Source organism: Lysinibacillus sp. NPDC097231, from assembly GCF_044761885.1.
In the GTDB taxonomy this organism is placed as follows: domain Bacteria; phylum Bacillota; class Bacilli; order Bacillales_A; family Planococcaceae; genus Lysinibacillus.
This window is the reverse complement of the sequence record NZ_JBIWDH010000011.1, coordinates 1-21,601: the sequence shown is the minus strand read 5'-3', so window position 1 is coordinate 21,601 and position 21,601 is coordinate 1. Positions and strand designations below refer to the sequence as shown.

The window sequence follows — 21,601 nt, the reverse complement described above, 5'->3', positions numbered from 1 at the left end:
TAAATCTTAAGAGTTTATGAATATTCATGAAGATGTCGTAAGAAATGGAACTTAATGCAATTTTAAACGTATAATTATTTGATCATCTATTTATATAAAAAGGGGTTGAAGTTTTGAAAAAAACAAATATAACGGCACTCATACTATTATTCATGCTTGTTATTAGCTTTATTTTACCCATGGAGCAAGCAAAAGCGGCTGCTACGTTAGAGGTTCAAGCTAAGGTAGGGGTTTCGGGTAAAGCTAAATATGAATCACTTGTGCCACTTCATGTAACAGTGAAAAATAATGGTGCTGATTTTTCTGGAGATATGGCCATCAATGCTTCAGGTTCCTATCAGGCTGCTTCAGCACTAGTGCTTCCAATAGATATAGCGGCAGGTGAAGAAAAAACATTTGATTTCTATCTAGATGGTTTAGCTGACTATAGTTATTCGGATGCGGACTTATTTGCATTTTATGAAGGAAGCATTGAAAAGGGGAAAAAGGTTGATTATAAAGGAACAAAGCGCCTACAAGGTAACTTTTTAGATCCTGCATCGGTATTTATCTATACGCTAACAGATAAAAGTGATCGCCTATCTGCATTTTTACGTCTTTCTCAATTTGCTGCTCAAAACAACGTTGAGGTTTTTAATTTAAAGCAAATAAAAGAATATACATTGCCTGAAGAAGCGCAAGGCTTTGCGATGGCGAATATCATTGTCATTGATGAAATTGCCATTGCTGATTTATCGCAAAAACAGCAACAGGCTTTATCAAAATGGGTACAGGATGGCGGTACATTATTAGTGGGAGCTGCCGATCAAATAAATGCTACAGCTGGCATTTTTAAAGAGGACTTACCGCTTACATTATCACAGCAAATGATAAGTATCTCTGCAGATAGCTTATCCAAATTATCAGGTGGAGGCATTTTCTCACAACCTATTTCGGTTTATGCAGCAACTGAAAATCAAGGAAGTATACCTGTATTGACAGATAATAATACTATTCTAGCTTCTAAGAAAAAGGTTGGTAGTGGGGAAATTATTCAAACAACCTTTTCATTAGGAGATCAACCGCTGGCATCCATGGAAGGCTATGCAGCATTAATGGCAAAAACGGTGAATATTCAAGGCATTTCACAACAGGGAATGATGATGCGTGGTCAGTCAACAATAAATCAAGTTTCTTATGATCTTCGTGATGTGAATGAACTATTCCCTTCGTTTGAGGTATCTGTTAGTTATATATTAATTGTTATTATTTTATATATTTTAATTATTGGACCTGTTTTATATTTCGTCTTAAAGAAAATAGACAAGCGAGAGCATGCATGGTGGATAATCCCTGCAATATCAGTTGTGTTATCTATTGCTCTATTTATTATTGGTGCTAAAGATCGAATTGTTCAACCGCAAGTTCAGCAATCAGCATTTTATAAAGTAAATGAGGATAGTAGTTTAAATGGTTATTATGTAGAATCCATTTTAACAAATCGTAGCGGTGATTTTGTAGTGAACGTAGATAAGGATACAAGTGCGTTTGGGCTAAGAAATTACAATAATTTCTCAGGGACAACGGGGAATTTACATGAAACATCCTATATTAAAGAAAATGCAAATGGATCTACGTTAACATTACGGAATTTAAGCTATTGGTCTGTTCAGTCCTTTGCGGGTAAATCAGCGGCACAAAATATTGGCAAGATGGATATCGATATTACCTTAAAAAATGAAAAGTTAACTGGGACAATTAAGAACAATTTCCCGTTTGCACTAAAGGATGTTACGTTAATCTCTGGCATTAAGGAAGTTAAACTGGGCGACATTGAAGCGAACGGAACACTTAAAGTGGACAATGAGCTAACAACAACTGTTCTTCAAAAGCCATCTACATTTACTTCTTACAATTATAATTATCCAACAAAGAAGGAAGAAGTGAATCCTCTACGCATCGAGCGTATGAAATCATTGGCAATACCACTTGTAGAAAATGAAAAGAAACCTGTCATTACAGCTTGGGCAGATCAGGCAATCGTTGGGGTGGAGCTCGAAACAAGTGCTAATATGTCACCAATTTCATATTTTATTCAGCCATTTGACGGAAAAGTAGAGCTATCAGGTCCATTTACGATGAAGCGCAACAACTTTACGTATTCTGTAAACCCACAATCTACTAATTCGTATTATGAAAAAATGGATGAGCAGTTAAATAAATGGCAGTTGTCTGATGGTTTATATGAAGTATCCATTGCGATGCCAGATAATTTTATGAGTTCAGTTCAAACATTAAACGAACTGACAGTTTCAAATAAAGATGTTAACCGTATGCAGCTATCGATTTGGAATAATGAAACGAAAAATTATGAGCCGTTGGTAGATACGAAACAGGTGTTTACAGATCACATTACAAAATACTTCAATGAAGATAGTGAATTGCTGATTGAGGTAAAATTCGGACCAGATCAAACAGGTGAGCAAACAAAATTACCAGAAGTAGAGCTGAAAGGAGTGGCGAAATAATGATTGAAATTCGTGATTTAACGAAAAAATATGGCTCTTTTACAGCACTAGATCATTTAAATCTATCGTTGGAGGAAGGGGTTGTATTTGGCTTTGTAGGTGCAAATGGGGCTGGTAAATCGACAACATTTTCGATTTTAGCAACCCTGCTGTCTCCAACTTCTGGTGATGCCCTGATTAATGGAAAAAGTGTGATTAAGGAACCAAAGGAAGTTCGAAAACAAATTGGTTATATGCCAGATTTCTTTGGCGTGTATGATCAGCTAAAAGTAGATGAGTATCTCGATTTTTATGGTGCAAGCTACGGCATTGGGGCAGCCGAGCGAAAAGTACTTATTCCACAGCTACTTGAGCTTGTGAATTTAACAAGTAAACGTTATGAATATGTAGACTTACTGTCACGTGGGATGAAGCAGCGTCTATGTTTAGCACGTGCTCTTATCCATGATCCAAAGGTATTAATATTGGATGAGCCTGCCTCAGGTTTAGATCCACGTGCACGTGTAGAAATGCGAGATATTTTACGAAATTTAAAATCAATGGGTAAAACAATATTAATCTCCTCGCATATTCTACCAGAGCTTGCGGAAATGTGTGATGAAATTGGCGTTATTGACAATGGAAAGCTGATTGCTCATGGTAATGTCACTTCCATCCAGGCACAGCTGCAAGGTGAGAAGAGAATTGTTATAAAGGTTACAGACCAAGTAAATGAGGTACGTGCATTTTTAGAGGAGGATCCTTTAATCTCCTCGATAGATGTGATAGATAACCGTCTAGAAATTGCCTTTAACTATCGTGGAACGGATGCTAATCAAGTAGCACTCTTGAAAAAAGCGATGCTAGCAAATTTACCTATTTATGCATTAAGTGAAGAGGAGAAAGATTTAGAGGATGTCTTTATGGCTATTACGAAGGGAGCGGACAATCAATGATGGAACGATTTAATAATCCGGTATTCGTAAAAGAATTGAAGTTACGTTTCCGATCTTTTAAAAGCTTTTCAGGCTTGATGTTTTATTTAGCGGTACTTTGCATTTTTATAGCGGGATTCCTTTTATTAACAACTGGATTCACAGGTAAAGGTTTTTTTAGACCAGATACAAGCTTTATGATGTTTACGGTATTAACTATACTGCAAATGGCTCTTGTTCTTTTCATTACACCTAGCTTAACTGCTGGGGCAATTAGTAGTGAACGGGAAAAGCAAACCTTAAATATTTTGCTAACAACGACACAAAGCTCTACGCAAATTGTTATTGGAAAGCTATTGTCTTCAGTAGCATTTTTAGTATTAATGCTAATCGCAGGGCTACCATTATATAGTTTAGTATTTTTATTTGGTGGGGTATCACCATCTCAGCTAATTTCAATATTTTTATTTTACTTAGTAACAGTAGTTGCAATAGGTAGTATTGGGGTAATGTTTTCAACTATTACAAAAAAAACAATCGTTGCCATGATTGCAACATATGGTTCAATCATCTTTTTAGGTGGGATTACGGCATTTTTCTTCTTTTTAACAATGGCTTTCCATCAAATGGGGAATGCCATTGGTACTAACACTTCCTACATGACTTACTTCTGGGCCTCTATTAACCCAGGTGCATTGATGTTAACACTTATTTCACCAGAAATGGGAGATGCGCTAAGAGAACTTTCAGGTGTGAAATTACCTGTTTGGATTACCTATTTAATAGCGTATTCATTGATTATTGTTTTTTGTTTAACAATTGCGATTAAAAAATTACGTGCCAATATGAAAAGTAACCGATGAGGAGGATATCTTATGGAGCGCCGTAAGCAATTACGAAAATATATTCAACGTGCAAAGACGAGTTTGACAGTAGAAAGAAGCATTCCTATTGCACAGTACGGCTTGTTTTTGGCATCGCTTTCGAGTGCTTCTCTTGTTCTCGTCTCAAGATTATTCGTATGGCCTTATTATCGCCAAACAGCTCTTGCTGTCTTTATCGTTGTTATACTAGCCACCGTACTGTTTATGTGGTGGAAGCGTGTGAAAATAAAGGAAGCATTGCATATATTGGATGATTATTTTTCTCATAATGAACTCGTGACAGCCCTATCGTTTGAGGACGATAAGGACCCGCTTGTGCAATCTTTACTCACTAAAGCGATACAAAGCGTCGAAAAGGCGTTTACTAATTTTAAAGCTAGAAAGAAAATTTTGTTCCGTCCTAAAGCATTTATTGGATTATTTGTGACAGCTGTTGTGCTGGCAATTCTTTATATGTTCCCAGCTGCGACTCAAATTGAAGCCATTGAGGCGGAGAAAGAAAAGGCCGTTATAGAGGATGTAAAGAAGGAAGTTGCAAAACTAGAGAAAAAAGCAGAAACAAAAGAAGTGAAAGAGCAGCTAAAAGAATTACAAAATACGTTAAAAGAGACAGAAACAGCTGAAGAGGCATTGCGTGAAGTCATGAAAAAACAAAAAGAGCTTGCCTTAAAGGAGCAGCAATTGAAAGATAAGCAAACAGCGAGTAAGGATGGTGCTGCTGAAGGCCAAGGCTTATCGAAGGAAGAAGTTGAGCAGCTGAAGGAGCTTGCTCAAATGCAACAAGAGCTAACACAAAATGCAAATGCTACCCAGACAGCTATGAGTCAGCTTGGGAAACCCGCAAGTAACACACTACAAAATGCTATTGCGAGTGCCAATAATACAAATAGCAATCAACAAAATAATGCTAATTCAAATCAAAATTCGACGGGGAGTCCACAGTCAAGCAATCAGCAGGGCCAAGCAGGACAACAGAATCAAAATAATTCCCAAAAAAGTTCTCAACAGTCGAATAACAATGGTCAGGGACAGGGTTCAAAACAGAACAATCAACAAGGGCAAGGAAATGGAAACGGTCAAGGGCAAGGACAGGGACAAGGACAAGGACAAGGACAAGGACAAGGGAATGGCACAGGTTCAGGTAGTGGTGCAGGTAAAGGACAGGGCAGTCGCGATTTATTAACTACACCGAATAGAATTGGTGGTTCTAGCCAGGCGTCAGTTGATGGCGGAGCATTAGGAGATGGCTCGCATGTTTCAGAACAACAAGGAAATGGCCCTATTACAAAGGGGTCAATCCGCCCGTATGAGGAAGTTATTGGCTCCTATAAAGATAGCTATTTAGAAAGCTCAGAGCGTTTACAATTACCGAAAGATTTACAAAATGTCGTGCAATCTTATTTCACGTCAATTGAGTCGCAGTAGGAGGAAAAGGAATGGCATTTACAGAGCAACAGTATGTTGAAATGAGTACGAAATTACAGCTAGTAAAGGAAGAAATACATCGTTTCATCGTTGGGCAAGAGGAAGCAATTGATTATACATTATATGCTGTCCTCGCTGATGGGCACGCTTTATTAGAGGGACTTCCAGGTTTAGGGAAAACGATGTTAATCCGTACAATTTCTGAAGTACTTGATCTATCATTTTCACGAATTCAATTTACACCGGATTTAATGCCAGCAGATATAACGGGAACAAGTATGATTGAACGTACACCTGATGGCAAGCAGCAGTTTACGTTCCAACCAGGTCCGATTTTTAGTCAGATGGTACTAGCAGATGAAATTAACCGTGCAACACCCAAAACACAAAGTGCCTTGCTGGAAGCGATGGGGGAAAAAACAGTCACGATTTTGGGAGATACAAAGAAGATGGCTAGACCATTTTTCGTATTAGCAACACAGAACCCGATTGAGATGGAGGGAACATATCCTTTACCAGAGGCACAAATGGACCGTTTCCTATGTAAAATTCTAGTACCGTATCCGGAGAAAAGTGAGCTAATGGAAATTATGAAGCGTACAACAGGCGCCAAGGAAATTAATTTACAAAAGATCATGAATACGGACACACTGATTGAAGCACAGCAAATGGTAAAGGAAATACTTGTCGCTGATGAAATGCTTGAATTCGCGACGGACCTAGTTGTGGCTACACATCCTGATAGAGCCGATGCAATTGATGAGGTCAAGCAATATGCCATGTATGGAAGTGGTCCCCGTGGTTTACAGAGCTTAATAAAGTTAGCGAAAGCAAGAGCGCTTATGAATGGGCGTTTCCACGTTTCCGTGGCAGACATAAAATCTGTTGCAAAGCCAGTATTACGTCATCGTATGTTGCTGAATTATGAAGGGGAGGCTTCAGGTAAAACAGCAGATGATGTCATTGATGTAATTTTAGAAAAGGTACAGCAAGGTGTTAGCAGGTGACGCAAAAATTATTATTGCCCGAGGATTGGTTAGCGAAAATTAGTCGCTTCCAAGTGGCGACGGCCTCCAAATTACGTGGGCAGCATAAGGGCTCGCACCGTTCGCAGCGCTTCGGAGCATCCCTCGATTTTTCGGATTTTCGTGAATATCATTTAGGTGATGATGTACGTCAGGTCGATTGGAACGTCTTTGCAAGAACAGATAAATACTTTATAAAAAGATTTTTAGATGAACAAGAGATGCGTGTACACATTTTGTTAGATGCCACTAAATCCATGGGTGATGACGCCAAATGGACATTTGCTCGTCAAATTGTTGCTTCCCTTGGTTTAATGGTGCTTGGACGAGATGATCGGTTATCATTTTCTTTTGTACAAGATGAGATGAAACCACCATTTCGCCGTAAAGGAGCTATGTATCGACGTGCTTTTTTACAAATCGTAACAGAGATAGAGCAAGCGGATTATACGGGTAGCTTTGCACAGGGAGCTTTAAAAGCATTACCAAAGGATAGTACAGTGTTATTTATTGTTACAGATGGGCTAGAGCCAATCGAAGAGTGGGAACAGCTTTTAAAAAGGTTACCACGTTATGCAGGGGATGTACGCATATTGCAAATAGTAACCCAAGAGGAATTAGCACCAAATTATACGGGTGATGTTCGCCTTTTGGATCGTGAAACTGGTAAAGATGTGAATGTTACAATGTCTTCCAAAGTACTAGACACGTATACAGCTCGACGTTTATTACACGAAGAGGAATTGGAAGCAATTTGTAGACGCTTTGGCGTTCGAAAATTACAGCTTAAAGTGGAGGATGGTTTACAGCATGCCATCTTTCAGCAACTATTAAAAGCATACTGGATCAGGTGAGGTGAGCCGTATTGGGCTTTAGTCAATTACTTTTTAGCTGGACGGCCATCATCCCGGTCATTGTCCTTCTATATTATTTCTTTCGGAAAAAATATACCGATCAAACCGTGTCCTCGACACTTTTTTGGTCAGAAATTATGCAGGAAACACGTGTATCACCGTACTTAAAGCATTTACAAAAAAATGCACTGCTTTATTTGCAACTATTAGCACTTCTTTTACTTGTACTTGCATTAATGAATCCTTATGTTAAAAAACCAACAATTGTTGGTGCACAAACGATTTTCATTGTGGATACATCCGCTACGATGTTAGCAGGGAAAGAGCAGTCAACGTTTGACACACATAAAGTGGAAATGCTGTCATTGGTTCATCAGCTTGACGGAAGGCCAGTGACGCTTATTACAACAGGTAATATACCAAAAGCGATATTACAGCAGGAAACGAATACAAAAGATATTGAGAAGGCCATTCAAGAGTTACAAGTAACATATGAAACAGCTCAAATGAATAAGGCTCTTGATGTGGCACAGGCTTTTGTCGGAGATACACCAACATCTATTTATGTCTTTACAGATACTCTTGATAAAAAGCTTTTACCAATGGAAAAGGATACAGTGAAGTGGTTTGTCAAAGGCGCGGCTAAGGATTTAATGAATATTTCCATAACACGCTTTGCTGCTACTACAGATGGTCAATCTACGATGGCGCTTGTACAATTGCAAAATGATACTGACCGAGAGCAAAAAGTAACACTTTCTCTACAAAATGGGAAGGGGAATGAGATTACTACAGAGGGTGTCACATTACCACCGAATGAAGCAGTGACGAAAACATTTAAAGATTTACCATTAGAAGATTCATTGACTGCTAAGATAGATGCAAATGATGATTTTGCTGTTGATAATTCGCAAACAGTGTTGCTACAGACAGCTTCTTCAAAACTAGTTGTCGATCAAGGCATGCATCAACTCATTCAAAAAGGTTTGCAGACGATTAATAGTGGTGTGAAAATTGTTCCGTCTTTACAAGTAGCTGATAATCGAGATGCCACTGCTGTAACAAATCAAACGGCGCTACTCGAAAAGATGGACAAGCCGATTATATTATTTGGACGTGATGATGCTGAAAAGCTTGAAGCTTCTGGGAAAGTAACAACAACAAGTGATTCGTTATTTGCCTTTAGCGAGCTAAAGGATATATACATCAGTGTTGTATATCCTGGTTTCGATGGCTATAAAACGATTGCATCGGTTGGAGATCAGCCATTTATACAGCGTTCACCTGAAGGAGATATTGTAGTATTAGCTGATATTGCAGATACAGATTGGCCACTTTATCCTTCATTTCCGTTATTTTTATGGAGTGTTGAACAACAGCTTTCACAATCAATTGGTTCACTCGGTATTTTTACACCAAATGAGCAACGTGCTGTGGCTTTAGCACAGGGTGAATGGAGTGTATATTCCCAAGATGATCAGTTTTTATCGTCTGTTATGAATGGTTTATTAACAGCTCCAATGAAGCCAGGGATCTATACAGCACGTTCAAACAATGAAGAAAAGCACTTTATTGTACAGCTTCAAGCTCAAGAGCGTGTCATTGAAAAAGGGACAAGTTATACATTGGGAGAGCTTCAGGACAATGGTAAAGAAGAAATAGCGAAAACTTCGTTCGTGCCTTGGCTCATCCTCATTATTTTAGTATTACTTGTTTCAGAGTGGGAGGTGCAACGACGTCGTGGATTTACGAATTGATATGCCATTAGCATTGTTGCTGTTACTTCCCTTATTTGCGTATTTTGGTTGGACCTATTGGCGTGAACGTCAGCGACTAAAAAAGAGCCATATCGTGGTACTAGGTATACGCATTGTAGCAATTTGCTGCTTGGTTTTCGCACTTGCAGGGCCTTATATTTTATTACCTGTAAAGGAAGAACAAATAATATATTTAGTTGACCGTTCTGCTTCCATGAATGGTACAGAGGATGAGATGGCTCATTTTATAGAGGAAAGTTTACAGTCGAAAAAGGATAAACAGCTTGCAGGGATTTATTCTTTTTCATCGACACTGCAAACGGAAGCCATTTTATCAAATTCATTAAAGGAAGTACCAAAATTTACAGCCATAAAGTCAACAGATCAAACGAATATTGAGCAAAGCCTACAGCTCGCTTCAGGTATCGTAGATCCAAAAAAAGCAACACGCCTAGTATTGTTAACGGATGGCAATGAAACAAAGGGAGATGCCTTAGATTTTGCTTCAAAGTTTAAAGGTTCAAACATTAGTGTTGATGTAGTACCGTTTAGCCAACCTGTTGCTAACGATGTATCACTTAAAAGCTTTGTAACCCCACAAGTGGCTTATATAGGGGAGCAGCAGCAGTTGGTGACTGAAATTCAAGCAACTGCGGCAGGACAAGGGGAATTATTATTATATGAAAATGATAAACTCATTCATCGTGAGGCAGTGGAGCTTGCACAAGGTTCAAATGTATTTACGTATAAACATACAGCAACAGCAGAGGGACTTGTAAAATATGAGGCACTCATGCAAGTTGAACAAGATGCCATTTTTGAAAATAATAAACTAACAAGTGTTACGATGGTGCAAAGTGAACCACATTTATTAATCGTTAACGGCTATGACACAGCATCACCTATCGCTGCATCACTTGGTAGCCAATCCATTTCCTATGATGTTGTGGGTGCTGAAAGTTTACCAAATGAACTTTCAAGTTATTTACAATACAATGCTATTATTTTTGATAATGTGCCAGGGCATTTAGTAGGCGAGGCAAAAATGAATGTAATTGAACAGGCAGTGAAAAACTTCGGTGTCGGCTTTACAATGGTCGGTGGCGAAAATAGTTTTGGCTTGGGTGGCTATTTTAAAACACCAATCGAAACGTTACTACCAGTTGAAATGGAGATTAAAGGTAAGGAACAATTACCATCATTAGGACTTGTTATCGTGCTTGACCGTTCTGGCAGTATGTCTGGAGCGAAGCTAGAGCTCGCTAAGGAGGCGGCTGCTCGTTCAGTTGAAATGTTAAGAGAAGAAGATACACTCGGCTTTATTGCTTTCGATGATCGACCTTGGGAAATTATCGAAACTGGACCGCTTGGCAATAAGGAAGAAGCTGTAGACACCATTTTATCTGTAACACCAGGTGGAGGAACAGAAATCTATGGTTCACTTGCAAAAGCTTATGAAAACCTAGCTGATTTAAAGCTACAGCGTAAGCATATTATTCTATTAACGGATGGACAGTCACAGCCAGGGAATTACGAAGATTTAATCGCTGAAGGAAAAGACAATGGCGTGACATTGTCTACTGTAGCCATTGGACAAGATGCAGATGCCAATTTACTTGAAGCACTTAGTGAAATGGGCAGTGGACGATTCTACGACGTTGTTGATGAGCAGACCATCCCTTCGATTTTATCTCGTGAAACGGCAATGATTTCACGCACATATATAGAGGATAGCCCATTTTATCCAACTATCTATAATGCATCTGGATGGAACACGTTATTTGCAAATGGTGTACCTCAAATGAATGCTTATATCGGTACGACAGCAAAGCAGGGGGCTTCTGTGATCGCTGAAAGTGAGAAGGAGGATCCCGTGCTAGCGCAGTGGCAATATGGCCTTGGCAAGACATTCGCTTTCACTACTGATTCGACAGGAAAATGGACAGGAGACTGGGCAAGATGGCAAGACTGGGGTACGTTTTGGCAAACGCTTATTTCACAGATGCTACCGAGCTATAATGATGTAGCCTATGATGTACGTCTAGAGTCAGACGGTTCATTTATGATAACTGATCCAACAAATGAAGTAGCGTTTTTAGATATTGTAGCTGTTAACGAATCTGGTGAAGAACTTGAAACACAACTTGAAACCATTTCAGCGTCACAAGTTCGAGCGGTTGTACAGGCAGAACCAGGACTGATCTTCTTCCGCATTGCAGATGAAGACGAAGCTATTTACCAGGCAGGCTTAAGTGTTCCGTATAGTGCCGAATATGAGTTACGTCCAGTGAATGACAAGCTAACAGAAGAGCTGACAAAACAAACAGGCGGCTCCGTTTTGAAAGAGCCGGAGGAAGTATTCCGTGAATTTACGAAAAAAGGTGCAGAACGTCAAAATATTACAACCTGGCTTTTATTAGCGGGGATGCTACTGTTCTTCATTGATATAACAATACGACGCTTTGGTTGGGGCTTCCTAACAAGGCCGAAGAGAAACGAACAGCTTGTAGAGGAAAAACAACTGCAGGCAGAGGATACAAATGTTGCCCAGCTATTAAAGGGCATGAAAAAAAGATAGTAAACACAAAAAGATGGTGCATCGCTTTTAGCAATGTGCCATCTTTTCTTTTTTTGTTAAGGAATTTTTTCGATAAAGGCACAAAAAGTTTCGATAAAATGACATTATGTTTCGATAAAAGCTCAAATAGTTTCGATAATGCTCTAATTTGTTTCTATAAACCAGGCTATTTAAGCATTGTATTAAGGTTAGTTACAAATACGGTCTTTCGCAGATTACTAGCAACGACAACGCCTAAGATGGCACCAATAGTACTTGATGTTAAAAAGGCTGGCATGAAAAATAATGCAGCTACGGATGTTCCCATTAATAAATGTGCGTAAGGTACTGCAATGAATGAGGCAATGATTCCTGTTCCAAACATTTCACCAACACCTGCTAGCCATTGCTTGCCGCTATATTTAAAAGCAATGGCTGCGCACAGTGCGCCAATGACACTACCAGGTATAGCTAACAATGAACCTGTGCCTGTTAAAATACGAATAATCGCAGTAACAAAGGCGACCATAACAGTAGGCACTGGTCCAAGAAAAATAGCGCCAATAACGTTAATGGCATGCTGCACTGGATATGCACGTGCTATGCCTGTCGGAATTGAAACAAAGGCAGAGCCTGCTACAGCAATTGCCACTAATAAGGCCATAATGGTTAATTTTCGAATTGACATAATGTCCGCTCCTTTAAAATATTTAAATTTAATTGTTATCGCCGCTTAGACCTCTAGCACGAAAAAAAGCCACTTCCTGAAAAACAATAGGAAGCGGCCTTGCATTTACATATTAAAAAGCAAGCGTCGCCACTTCCCTACGCTAGTGTGAACTAGATCAGGTTCAAAGGGTCCGTATATAACAATACACGTCTCAGCCTTTTAAAGACTCCCCTAGTGGTAATAATTATTTCATTTTTTTGTTGAGCAGCGTAACAACATAAATGTAACATACTACTACAAATAGTCAATGACTTGTCAGACTATTTCGAATCAGACTGCATAAGATGTGGTGCTCTTTTCATTGTCCAAATAAGGGCAAGGAAGAAGCAGGCCATTAGAATGATAGCCCCGAAAATGTAAGGACTGTTCATATTCCAGTCGAATAGGATACCCGCTAAAGCTGGACCAATCATATTACCAAGACTCATATATGCATTATTAAGACCAGCCGCAAACCCTTGCTCATTGTCAGCGAGCTTCGAGATGAGCGTGTTAACAGCAGGGCGAATTAATGTAGTGGCAGTAGAGAAGATTGTCGCTACAGTTAAAACAAGTGCAAAGCCAGAAACAAATAAAATTAAGAAAATAGAAACGGCTGCAATAAATAAATTGACTAATACCACTTTCATCTCACCGAAACGATTAAAGAGCGGTGTAATAATAAACATTTGTACCACTACACCGAAAGCACCACCTACAACTAAGATAATGGCAATATCCACGGGTGTGTAATTGAATTTTTCAGTAACAAACAGCGATAGAGTTGTTTGGAAATTAGCAATACCGAACGAGAATACTAACATTATAATAAGCATAACAAAGTAAGGCATATGTATGGAACGTGCCATTTGCTTCACTAGATTGTCTTGTTTTTGTATTTTTTTCGCAGAGTTTGGTTTTGTTGATGGTAATAAGAAAAATGATAGTAACGCTGCTAAAATAGCAGCAAATCCAGCCGTATAGAATGGGAAATGTAAGCTTACTTTTGATAAAAAGCCACCGATTCCTGGTCCAATCATAAAGCCAAGAGACATGGCTGCTCCTAGCATTCCCATCCCCTTACCTCGTTCTTCATATGTTGTAACATCTGCTACAAAAGCCATAATAGGAGGTGCAATAAATGCTGAACCGAGGCCACCTAAAAAGCGTGCCAGGAAGAGCATCCACACGTCTGTAGAAAGTCCAAAACCAATTTGTGCAAGCCCTGTTACTACTAGGCCGAAAATAATAAGATTCTTCCGACCGTATTGATCCGAAAGATTCCCAGCAATTGGAGAAAATACGAATTGTGCAAAGGCGAACGTTGCAATAAGCATGCCAAGAACTTGGCCTGCAGCACCGAATATTTTTAAATACTCAGGCATAACAGGAATAATAATCCCAATACTCCCCATTGCGATAAACATATTAAACATTAAAATATACAAAGCCGCCTTATTAGACTTCTGCTGGGTCATCGAATATCCCCCTTTTCTAATCAAATATACTACAGTCTACCACAAGGCTTGTACCTTTGCTATTGACTAGAAGTCTGAAATAAGGTTATAGGGTTGCAATCTAATGAATGGAAAAGCTTCATACTAACATGATCGAGTGCATTCGTATTAAATGAGGAAAAAGCTGTTCTCTACGTCAATAACGTGAGAACAGCTTTAAATGGTTTATCGAATGCCCATTTTAAATTCTAAAAACAGCTCATTGTATTTACCTAAATAATCAGGGCCTAAGTTTTTATAAACTTCTAATGTTTTACGTTGTTCTTCAGAAGGATAGAAGCGTTCATCAGACACAACTTCTTTATCCATTAATTTCATTGCTGCAATATTAGGGGTAGAGTAGCCTACATAATCAGCATTTTTAGCACCCGATTCAGCGTTCAATATAAAATTAATGAAGGCATGTGCACCCTCTATATTTTTTGACGTTTTTGGGATAACCATATTGTCAAACCATAAGTTCGAGCCTTCTTCTGGTACAGCAAAGTCTAAGTCTTCATTTTCTGACAACATATCAGCTGCTTGACCAGACCAAGTGAGTGCTACTGCTGCTTCGTTATTAATCATCAATGGCGTAATTTCATCCCCAATAATGGCTTTAACATTTGGTGCCAATGTAATTAATTTATCAGTTGCTTCACGTAGCTCATGGTCATTTAGAGAGTTAAGTGAGTAGCCAAGACTATTTAGGCCCATACCGATAACCTCACGTGCCCCGTCAACTAAAAAGACTTTTCGTTTTAACGAGGAGTCCCATAAGTCCTGCCAAGATGAGAAATCGAGATGACCAATGAGTTTTGGATTATAGACAATGCCAACTGTTCCCCAGAAATATGGAACAGAATATTTATTGTCCTCATCAAATGGTAAGTCTAAAAAATAAGGATCGATATTTTTAAAATTAGGGAGTTTGGTTTTATCCAAAGGAATAAGTAAGTTTTCTTCCTTCATTTTTTCAATCATATATTCAGAAGGTACTGCAATATCATAAGCCGTACCGCCTTGTTGAATTTTTGTCATCATCGCTTCATTGGAATCGAATGTCTCATAAATGACGTGGATGCCTGTTTCTTTCTCAAATTGCTTTAGCAAATCGGGGTCAATATATTCTCCCCAGTTAAAAATCGTTAACGTATTTTTTCCACTTTTCCCACCACCTGCACTCAGGGTGTCAGCAGCATAGAATAGAAGGGCGGAAACGACAAGGATTGCGATTGTTGCTTGAATTAATTGCTTCATTGAGTCCCCCCCGTTCTTTTATTGGCGCGGCTTGTAATGAAGTAATAGCCAACTACGACTATAACCGTTACAAAGAATACTAAACCAGAGATAGCGTTAACCGTTAAGGAAATACCGGCACGTGCCATAGAGTAAATTTCAACAGATAAAGTACTAAAGCCGTTACCTGTCACGAAAAACGTTACCGCAAAATCGTCAAGAGAATACGTTAAGGCAAGGAAGAACCCTGCAAAAATACCAGGTTGAATATACGGCAAAATAACACGCATCATTACATCTTTCTTCGTTGCACCTAAATCTAATGCAGCATCGATTAATGATTTATTCATTTCTAATAGTTTCGGTAAGACCATTAATACAACAATTGGCACACTAAACGCTACATGTGCTAATAACACTGAAGTAAAACCTAATTTAATACCGATCATTGTAAATAAAATTAAAAAGCTTGCACCGATAATAACATCAGGGCTAACAATTAATACATTATTTAAAGAAAGTAATGTATTGCGCATTTTTGAATCTTTAACAGTAACAATGCCTATAGCTCCTAATGTTCCAATGATTGTAGAAATCAATGCAGAAAGTAATGCCACGATGACTGTATTAATTAGAATTACGAGTAGGCGTGAATCCTCAAACACTGCTTTATAATGTTCTAACGTAAAGGACTCAAAATTATTCATTGATCCGCCACTATTGAATGAATAGAAAACCAAATAGAAGATAGGTGCATACAAAACGATAAAAACAATCGCTAAATACACTCTTGCTGTAGCAGATAGTTTTTTCATCGTACGCGACCTCCTTTATCTTTTTGTCCCGTAATTAACATCACAATCACCATAAATAAAATTAAGAAAACAGCAATTGTAGAACCCATACCCCAGTTTTGTGTCACCAGGAATTGTTGCTCAATAGCTGTACCAAGTGTAATGACACGATTTCCTGCAATTAAACGAGTAATCATGAAGAGTGATAATGCAGGAATAAATACAACTTGAATACCTGATTTTACGCCGTCCATTGTTAATGGCAGTATAACGCGACGGAATGTAGTAAAGGCAGATGCTCCTAAATCACGTGCTGCATAAATAAGTGCCGGGTTTAAACGATCTAATGAGTTGAAAATCGGTAAAATCATAAATGGAATAAAAATATAAACGGATACGAACACAAAGCTAATGTCAGTGAATAGCATTTGCTGCGGATCAAAACCAAATACTTCGATAAATGCATTTAATGGGCCATACAAGCCGAAAATTCCGATAAAGGCATATGTTTTTAACAAAAGATTAATCCAAGAAGGAATAATAATTAGTAAAAGCCAAAGCTGTTTATGTTTCGTCTTAGTTAAAAAATAGGCTGTTGGATACGAAACAAGTAACGTAAAGAACGTAATTAAGAATGCATACCAGAATGAACTTAATGTCATTTTTAAATAGACTGAAGTAAAGAATGCTTTATAGTTATTGAGCGTAAAATTGCCGTGTATATCTAGTAGGGAATAGTAAACAACCAGTGCAATTGGCGCGATAACGAAAAATGCAATCCATAAAACATAAGGAAATAAGGCTGATTTCGAAGTCTTAGTTTGCATCTTCGTCGTCTCCATACGCCTCTAGACGTTTATCGAACTCTTCTTCTGTTTCATTTAAGCGCATGACATGAATTGCTTCTGGGTCAAAGTCTAAGCCAATTTCTGTCCCTACCGCAGCTTTTTTCAATGAATGCACGAGCCACTCGTTGCCATCTTTGTCATATGTGGATAATTCATAATGTACCCCACGGAACAACTGAGTATCAACTTTAACGACAAGTTTGCCCTTTTCTATTGTTGTCATTTCTAAATCCTCTGGACGAATAACAATATCAATTTTTTCGTTAGGCTTCATACCTTGGTCGACACATTCAAAAACTTTACCAGCAAATTCTACCTTGAAATCTTCAATCATCACGCCAGGAACTATGTTTGATTCACCAATAAAATCAGCAACAAAGCGGTTAATTGGTTCATCATAAATATCTACTGGAGTACCTGATTGTTGAATTTCACCTTCACTTAAGACAAATATTTCATCACTCATGGCAAGCGCTTCTTCTTGATCGTGTGTGACGAACACAAACGTTTTACCAAGTCGTTGCTGTAATTCTCGTAGCTCATACTGCATCTCTGTACGTAACTTTAAATCTAAAGCAGAAAGAGGCTCGTCGAGTAAAATCACTTCAGGATCATTTACGATTGCCCGTGCGATAGCTACACGTTGACGTTGACCACCAGACATCTCAGAAATTTCACGATTGCCATAGCCTGCTAAGTTAACAAATTTTAGTGCCTCAGCAACACGGTTTTTAATTTCACTTTCAGGAAGTTTTTTAATGCGAAGTCCGAATGCGACATTTTCAAAAACATTTAAATGAGGAAACAGCGCATAATCCTGAAAAACAGTGTTTACTTGGCGTTCATTTGCTGGCACTGAGTTGATTTTTTTATCGTGGAAATAGACATCTCCTGTAGTCGGCTCTGTAAATCCAGCAATAATACGTAAAATGGTTGTTTTACCACAACCAGAAGGACCTAGTAGTGTATAGAATTTTCCTTTCTCTAGCTCCAAGTTAATGTTTTTTAAGACGATCGTACCGTCATTATAGGATTTTGAAACATTTTCAAAGCGGATAATTGAATTCGTTGTCATAGATGCGCCTCCTTAAGCTATAAGTATGAATCCGTTGCGACAAGTAAAATTTTTGTTTCATCAGCATGTGCATTAAAAATTTGGTGATGATCTGTCGCGTCAAAATAGAGAGCATTGCCTTCACTTGCGATATACTGTTCATTCCCTAAAATGAGACGAATACGTCCTTTGACCACATATATAAATGTTTCTGAGAGCGAGGGTTCAAATTGTTTGAACTCACCGTCAGCGGCAAATGTCAAGAAAATAGGCTCCATCTCTTTTTCGTTCGAAGTTGGAATGAGCCATTGAATTTCATATTTTTTGTCTTCGTCTGTGTAAGTGGATTGATCTTCCTCTGTATATACAACCTTTTGTTCAGGTGCTTCATCGTCGAAAAAGTCTTTTGGTGTGGACCCTAAAACTTCTAATATTGAAAATAGCGTTTCAATGGAAGGGGAATTAAGATCACGTTCTAATTGTGAAATATAACCCTTACTTAAATCTGTACGTTCTCCAAGCTCCTCTTGGGTAAGAGCTTTTTTTAAACGAAGCGCTTTAATTTTTGCTCCTATTTGCATCTTTTCCCTCCTAGAAGAAGTTTAGCAATCATAAACTTTTGAAATATGAAGTTTACTTTAACGAAACTTTTAGTTTACTAAAACCATTACAATTATACATAAAAATAAAAAATTTGCAATCGTTTTTTAAGAAAAAATAGTAGATAAAATTTTTAGAAATTATACATAAATGGCGCGTAGAAAAATTTTGTTTATTTAAGAATAAAACTGTTAAAAATAGTTAATAAATAAGCTGTAGTAGCAATTCCATTTTGGGATTTGACGAAAATTTGTCAGATAATTTAAAGTGCGCACTTTTGTGAAGTTTACTTGTTTGAAAAACTACGATTACTCTGCTATCGTAGAAGACGAGTTCGCTGGTGCGAATGGAATATATACACTACATATTTTTTGGAGGGATTTATTATGGCAGAACGCATGGTAGGTAAACAAGCACCTGACTTTACAATGGAAGCAGTACTTCCAGACAAATCATTTGGTAAAGTATCATTAGAGGATATTAAAGCACAAGACAAATGGACAGTTCTTTTCTTCTATCCAATGGACTTCACTTTCGTATGTCCAACAGAAATCACTGCAATGAGCGATCGTTACGATGAGTTCGAAGACTTAGATGCAGAAGTAATCGGTGTTTCTACTGATACAATTCACACTCACTTAGCTTGGATCAACACTGACCGCACTCAAAATGGCCTTGGTGAACTAAAATATCCATTAGCAGCAGATACTAATCACCAAATTTCAAAAGAATATGGTGTTTTAATCGAAGAAGAAGGTATCGCACTACGCGGCTTATTCATCATCAACCCAGAAGGTGAATTGAAATACCAAACAGTATTTGATAACAACATCGGCCGTGATGTTGACGAAACTTTACGTGTACTTCAAGCTTTACAAACTGGTGGTCTTTGCCCAGCAAACTGGCGTCCAGGTCAAGCAACTCTATAATCTGAGTAGATAACTTTGTCAGGTTTTGTCTTGAGACGGAAACTTGGCGAAATGAGTTCTTTTAAAAATTCAAAATCCCCACGAAACTTTTGTGGGGATTTTAAACTTGATAGGGAAAATAAAGGAGGATATTTTGATGAAACTTCGTGAACAAATGCCTGAACTGGCAGGCGCTACGACTTGGCTAAATGGTGAAGTAACAAAAGCGGATTTAGTAGGCGAAAAACCAACGTTAATCCACTTCTGGTCAGTTAGCTGCCATTTATGTAAAGAAGCAATGCCGGATGTGAACAATTTCCGTGATCAATACAAAGATGAGTTAAACGTTGTAGCGGTACATATGCCTCGTGCTGAGCAAGATACAGATTTAGAAACAATCAAATCGGTAGCAGCAGAGTTTGATATTGTACAACCAATCTTTGTTGATAACGAATTAAAGCTAACAGATGCATTTGAAAATCAATATGTACCTGCGTATTATGTTTTCGATAAAGATGGTCAGCTTCGTCACATGCAAGCTGGTGGAAGCGGCATGAAAATGCTAGAAAAACGTGTGAATCGCGTTTTAGATGAAATGCGTAACGCTTAAAATAACAGGATATAGACGAGGAGAATTAAATCCTCGTCTCCGACTGTAGGCAAACTCAAAAATTTCGAGTTTGCCTACAGTCTTTTTTTACAATGAAACTAGATAAAGCCGTTGATTTTCACTACGGGCAGATACTTTCTGCGGGCGGGGTCGAGCTGCTTCCCTCGTTTTGTTTCTGTCACTGCGCTTTCATACAGAAAACAACCGCTGAGTCCAGGGTCTGACCCGAGCGAAAAGAGTGTAGAGCCGAGCATTTTGGATAATAACTTGAGTGTTCTGTTAAAGTGGTCCAATAGACGGACTATTCTTGACGAATAGTCACTTGCTTTGACGATACATATAGCAGAGAATACGTTACAGATTTTCCAAACAGGAAAGCCCACTCTTTTTTGCATGAATGTTGCAGTTTATAAATAAAGCTGATACATTGTGTATATGAACGAATATAGACGAACAAACACAACCGTATCATTAATTAACTATCATTTCGTTTTTTGTCCCCGATACAGAAGAAAGATTTTCCTTCGTGCAGATGTAGAGGAACGCTTTAAACAGTTGGTACAGGAAATATGTGAAGAGTTAGAGATTGTCATTGTTGCTTTGGCGTGTGACAAAGACCATACACATATGTTTTTAAATACCGTACCAACGCTTAGTCCTGCTGATATTATGGCAAAAATCAAAGGAGTGACGTCTAAAAAGTTGAGAGAGGAATTTCCTCATCTCGGACATTTGCCAAGCCTATGGACACGTTCCTATTTTGTCTCTACCGCAGGAAACCTATCGAGTGAAACCATCAAACGTTATGTGGAACAACAAAAAACAAGGGGGTGAATCACGTGTCGCAAACAATAACCGTTAAAGTCAAACTGCTTCCCACAAAGGAACAGGCTTCTATTTTACAGACTATGAGTCAATCGTATGTTTATACAATCAATACCCTTGTTTCTGAAATGGTTGCAGAAAAGAAAAGTACAAAAAAATCAAGCAAGGATATTTCTGCTTACCTGCCAAGTGCTGTTAAAAACCAAGCGATTAAAGATGCTAAAAGTGTGTTTAAGAAAGTGAAGAAAAATAAATACAAGATAGTTCCTGTGTTAAAGAAGCCAGTGTGTATGTGGAATAACCAAAACTATTCTTTTGATCTCACGCATATTTCAATGCCTATCATGATGGATGGCAAGGCAACTAAAACACCTATTCGGGCTCTGCTGGTCGATAAAGATAACCACAATTTGGATTTGTTGACACACAAATTAGGTACTCTTCGTATCACGAAAAAAGCGAATAAATGGATGGCACAAATAGCTGTCACTATCCCGACAAGTGAAAAAACAGGAACAAAGATAATGGGTGTAGATTTGGGTTTGAAAGTCCCTGCTGTTGCAGTGACAGATGATGGGAGTACTCGTTTCTTTGG

Annotated in this window: 19 protein-coding genes and 1 riboswitch; of the genes, 12 read left to right on the top strand and 7 right to left on the bottom strand. The window is 38.3% G+C overall.

All coding sequences use genetic code 11. The features are described 5' to 3' along the window. The first annotated feature begins 113 nt into the window (after nt 1-113). Genes ACIQXF_RS08845 through ACIQXF_RS08810 form a run of 8 tightly spaced genes read left to right on the top strand, consistent with a single transcriptional unit; the run spans nt 114 to nt 11,944 of the window. Entirely contained in the window at nt 114-2,507 is a 2,394-nt protein-coding gene (locus tag ACIQXF_RS08845; RefSeq protein ID WP_402781612.1) for a hypothetical protein, read from the top strand. Next, on the top strand, nt 2,507-3,442 hold the full coding sequence (locus tag ACIQXF_RS08840) for an ABC transporter ATP-binding protein (protein WP_402781609.1): 936 nt from the start codon (nt 2,507-2,509) through the stop codon (nt 3,440-3,442). Before ACIQXF_RS08845 ends, ACIQXF_RS08840 begins: the two co-directional genes overlap by 1 nt. Beyond that, complete coding sequence (locus tag ACIQXF_RS08835; protein ID WP_402781606.1) at nt 3,439-4,284, top strand: ABC transporter permease; 846 nt, start codon at nt 3,439-3,441, stop codon at nt 4,282-4,284. The genes ACIQXF_RS08840 and ACIQXF_RS08835 overlap by 4 nt, the downstream gene beginning before the upstream one ends. 12 nt (nt 4,285-4,296) lie before the next feature. After that, a complete protein-coding gene (locus ACIQXF_RS08830; RefSeq protein ID WP_402781603.1) occupies nt 4,297-5,730 on the top strand; it encodes a hypothetical protein in 1,434 nt (477 codons plus the stop codon). Between the two features lie 11 nt (nt 5,731-5,741). Beyond that, nucleotides 5,742-6,737, top strand: coding sequence for an AAA family ATPase (locus ACIQXF_RS08825; protein ID WP_402781600.1), 996 nt, complete (start codon nt 5,742-5,744; stop codon nt 6,735-6,737). Then, entirely contained in the window at nt 6,734-7,609 is an 876-nt protein-coding gene (locus ACIQXF_RS08820; RefSeq protein WP_402781597.1) for a DUF58 domain-containing protein, read from the top strand. The genes ACIQXF_RS08825 and ACIQXF_RS08820 overlap by 4 nt, the downstream gene beginning before the upstream one ends. Before the next feature lie 11 nt (nt 7,610-7,620). After that, the gene (locus ACIQXF_RS08815) at nt 7,621-9,366 is read left to right on the top strand and encodes a vWA domain-containing protein (protein ID WP_402781594.1); all 1,746 of its coding nucleotides are present in this window, start codon (nt 7,621-7,623) and stop codon (nt 9,364-9,366) included. Next, nucleotides 9,350-11,944 carry a VWA domain-containing protein gene (locus tag ACIQXF_RS08810; protein WP_402781591.1) on the top strand — a complete coding sequence of 865 codons (2,595 nt, stop codon included), beginning with the start codon at nt 9,350-9,352 and terminating at the stop codon, nt 11,942-11,944. Before ACIQXF_RS08815 ends, ACIQXF_RS08810 begins: the two co-directional genes overlap by 17 nt. Nucleotides 11,945-12,110: 166 nt before the next feature. Here the strand turns inward: ACIQXF_RS08810 and thiW are convergent, their stop codons facing one another. From thiW to ACIQXF_RS08775, 7 genes are all read right to left on the bottom strand, one after another. Continuing rightward, nucleotides 12,111-12,611: an energy coupling factor transporter S component ThiW gene (gene thiW, locus ACIQXF_RS08805; protein ID WP_402781588.1), complete on the bottom strand. Its 501-nt coding sequence runs from the start codon at nt 12,609-12,611 to the stop codon at nt 12,111-12,113. Between the two features lie 117 nt (nt 12,612-12,728). Continuing rightward, nucleotides 12,729-12,836: riboswitch (TPP riboswitch) on the bottom strand. 77 nt (nt 12,837-12,913) lie between these two features. After that, nucleotides 12,914-14,110, bottom strand: a complete 1,197-nt coding sequence (locus ACIQXF_RS08800) for an MFS transporter (protein WP_402781585.1) — start codon at nt 14,108-14,110, stop codon at nt 12,914-12,916. Nucleotides 14,111-14,314: 204 nt separating this feature from the next. Continuing rightward, complete coding sequence (locus ACIQXF_RS08795) at nt 14,315-15,388, bottom strand: ABC transporter substrate-binding protein (RefSeq protein ID WP_402781582.1); 1,074 nt, start codon at nt 15,386-15,388, stop codon at nt 14,315-14,317. After that, nucleotides 15,385-16,182 (bottom strand): ABC transporter permease, encoded by a 798-nt coding sequence (locus tag ACIQXF_RS08790; RefSeq protein ID WP_402781579.1) that lies wholly within the window; start codon nt 16,180-16,182, stop codon nt 15,385-15,387. Before ACIQXF_RS08790 ends, ACIQXF_RS08795 begins: the two co-directional genes overlap by 4 nt. Next, nucleotides 16,179-16,988, bottom strand: coding sequence for an ABC transporter permease (locus tag ACIQXF_RS08785; RefSeq protein ID WP_402781866.1), 810 nt, complete (start codon nt 16,986-16,988; stop codon nt 16,179-16,181). The genes ACIQXF_RS08790 and ACIQXF_RS08785 overlap by 4 nt, the downstream gene beginning before the upstream one ends. Beyond that, nucleotides 16,978-18,084, bottom strand: a complete 1,107-nt coding sequence (locus ACIQXF_RS08780; RefSeq protein WP_402781576.1) for an ABC transporter ATP-binding protein — start codon at nt 18,082-18,084, stop codon at nt 16,978-16,980. The genes ACIQXF_RS08785 and ACIQXF_RS08780 overlap by 11 nt, the downstream gene beginning before the upstream one ends. A gap of 17 nt (nt 18,085-18,101) precedes the next feature. Beyond that, on the bottom strand, nt 18,102-18,644 hold the full coding sequence (locus ACIQXF_RS08775) for a helix-turn-helix domain-containing protein (RefSeq protein ID WP_402781573.1): 543 nt from the start codon (nt 18,642-18,644) through the stop codon (nt 18,102-18,104). Between the two features lie 405 nt (nt 18,645-19,049). Here ACIQXF_RS08775 and ACIQXF_RS08770 point away from each other — a divergent pair, with 405 nt between their 5' ends. The 4 genes from ACIQXF_RS08770 to ACIQXF_RS08755 form a co-directional block, all read left to right on the top strand. Beyond that, the gene (locus tag ACIQXF_RS08770) at nt 19,050-19,592 is read left to right on the top strand and encodes a peroxiredoxin (protein WP_286923921.1); all 543 of its coding nucleotides are present in this window, start codon (nt 19,050-19,052) and stop codon (nt 19,590-19,592) included. 136 nt (nt 19,593-19,728) lie between these two features. Further along, nucleotides 19,729-20,181, top strand: a complete 453-nt coding sequence (locus ACIQXF_RS08765) for a redoxin domain-containing protein (RefSeq protein WP_402781568.1) — start codon at nt 19,729-19,731, stop codon at nt 20,179-20,181. Between the two features lie 435 nt (nt 20,182-20,616). Further along, nucleotides 20,617-21,015, top strand: a complete 399-nt coding sequence (gene tnpA / locus ACIQXF_RS08760) for an IS200/IS605 family transposase (protein ID WP_402781566.1) — start codon at nt 20,617-20,619, stop codon at nt 21,013-21,015. Between the two features lie 5 nt (nt 21,016-21,020). Further along, a partial coding sequence (locus tag ACIQXF_RS08755; protein WP_483869725.1) for a nuclease/transposase family protein occupies nt 21,021-21,601 on the top strand: 581 nt, incomplete at its 3' end.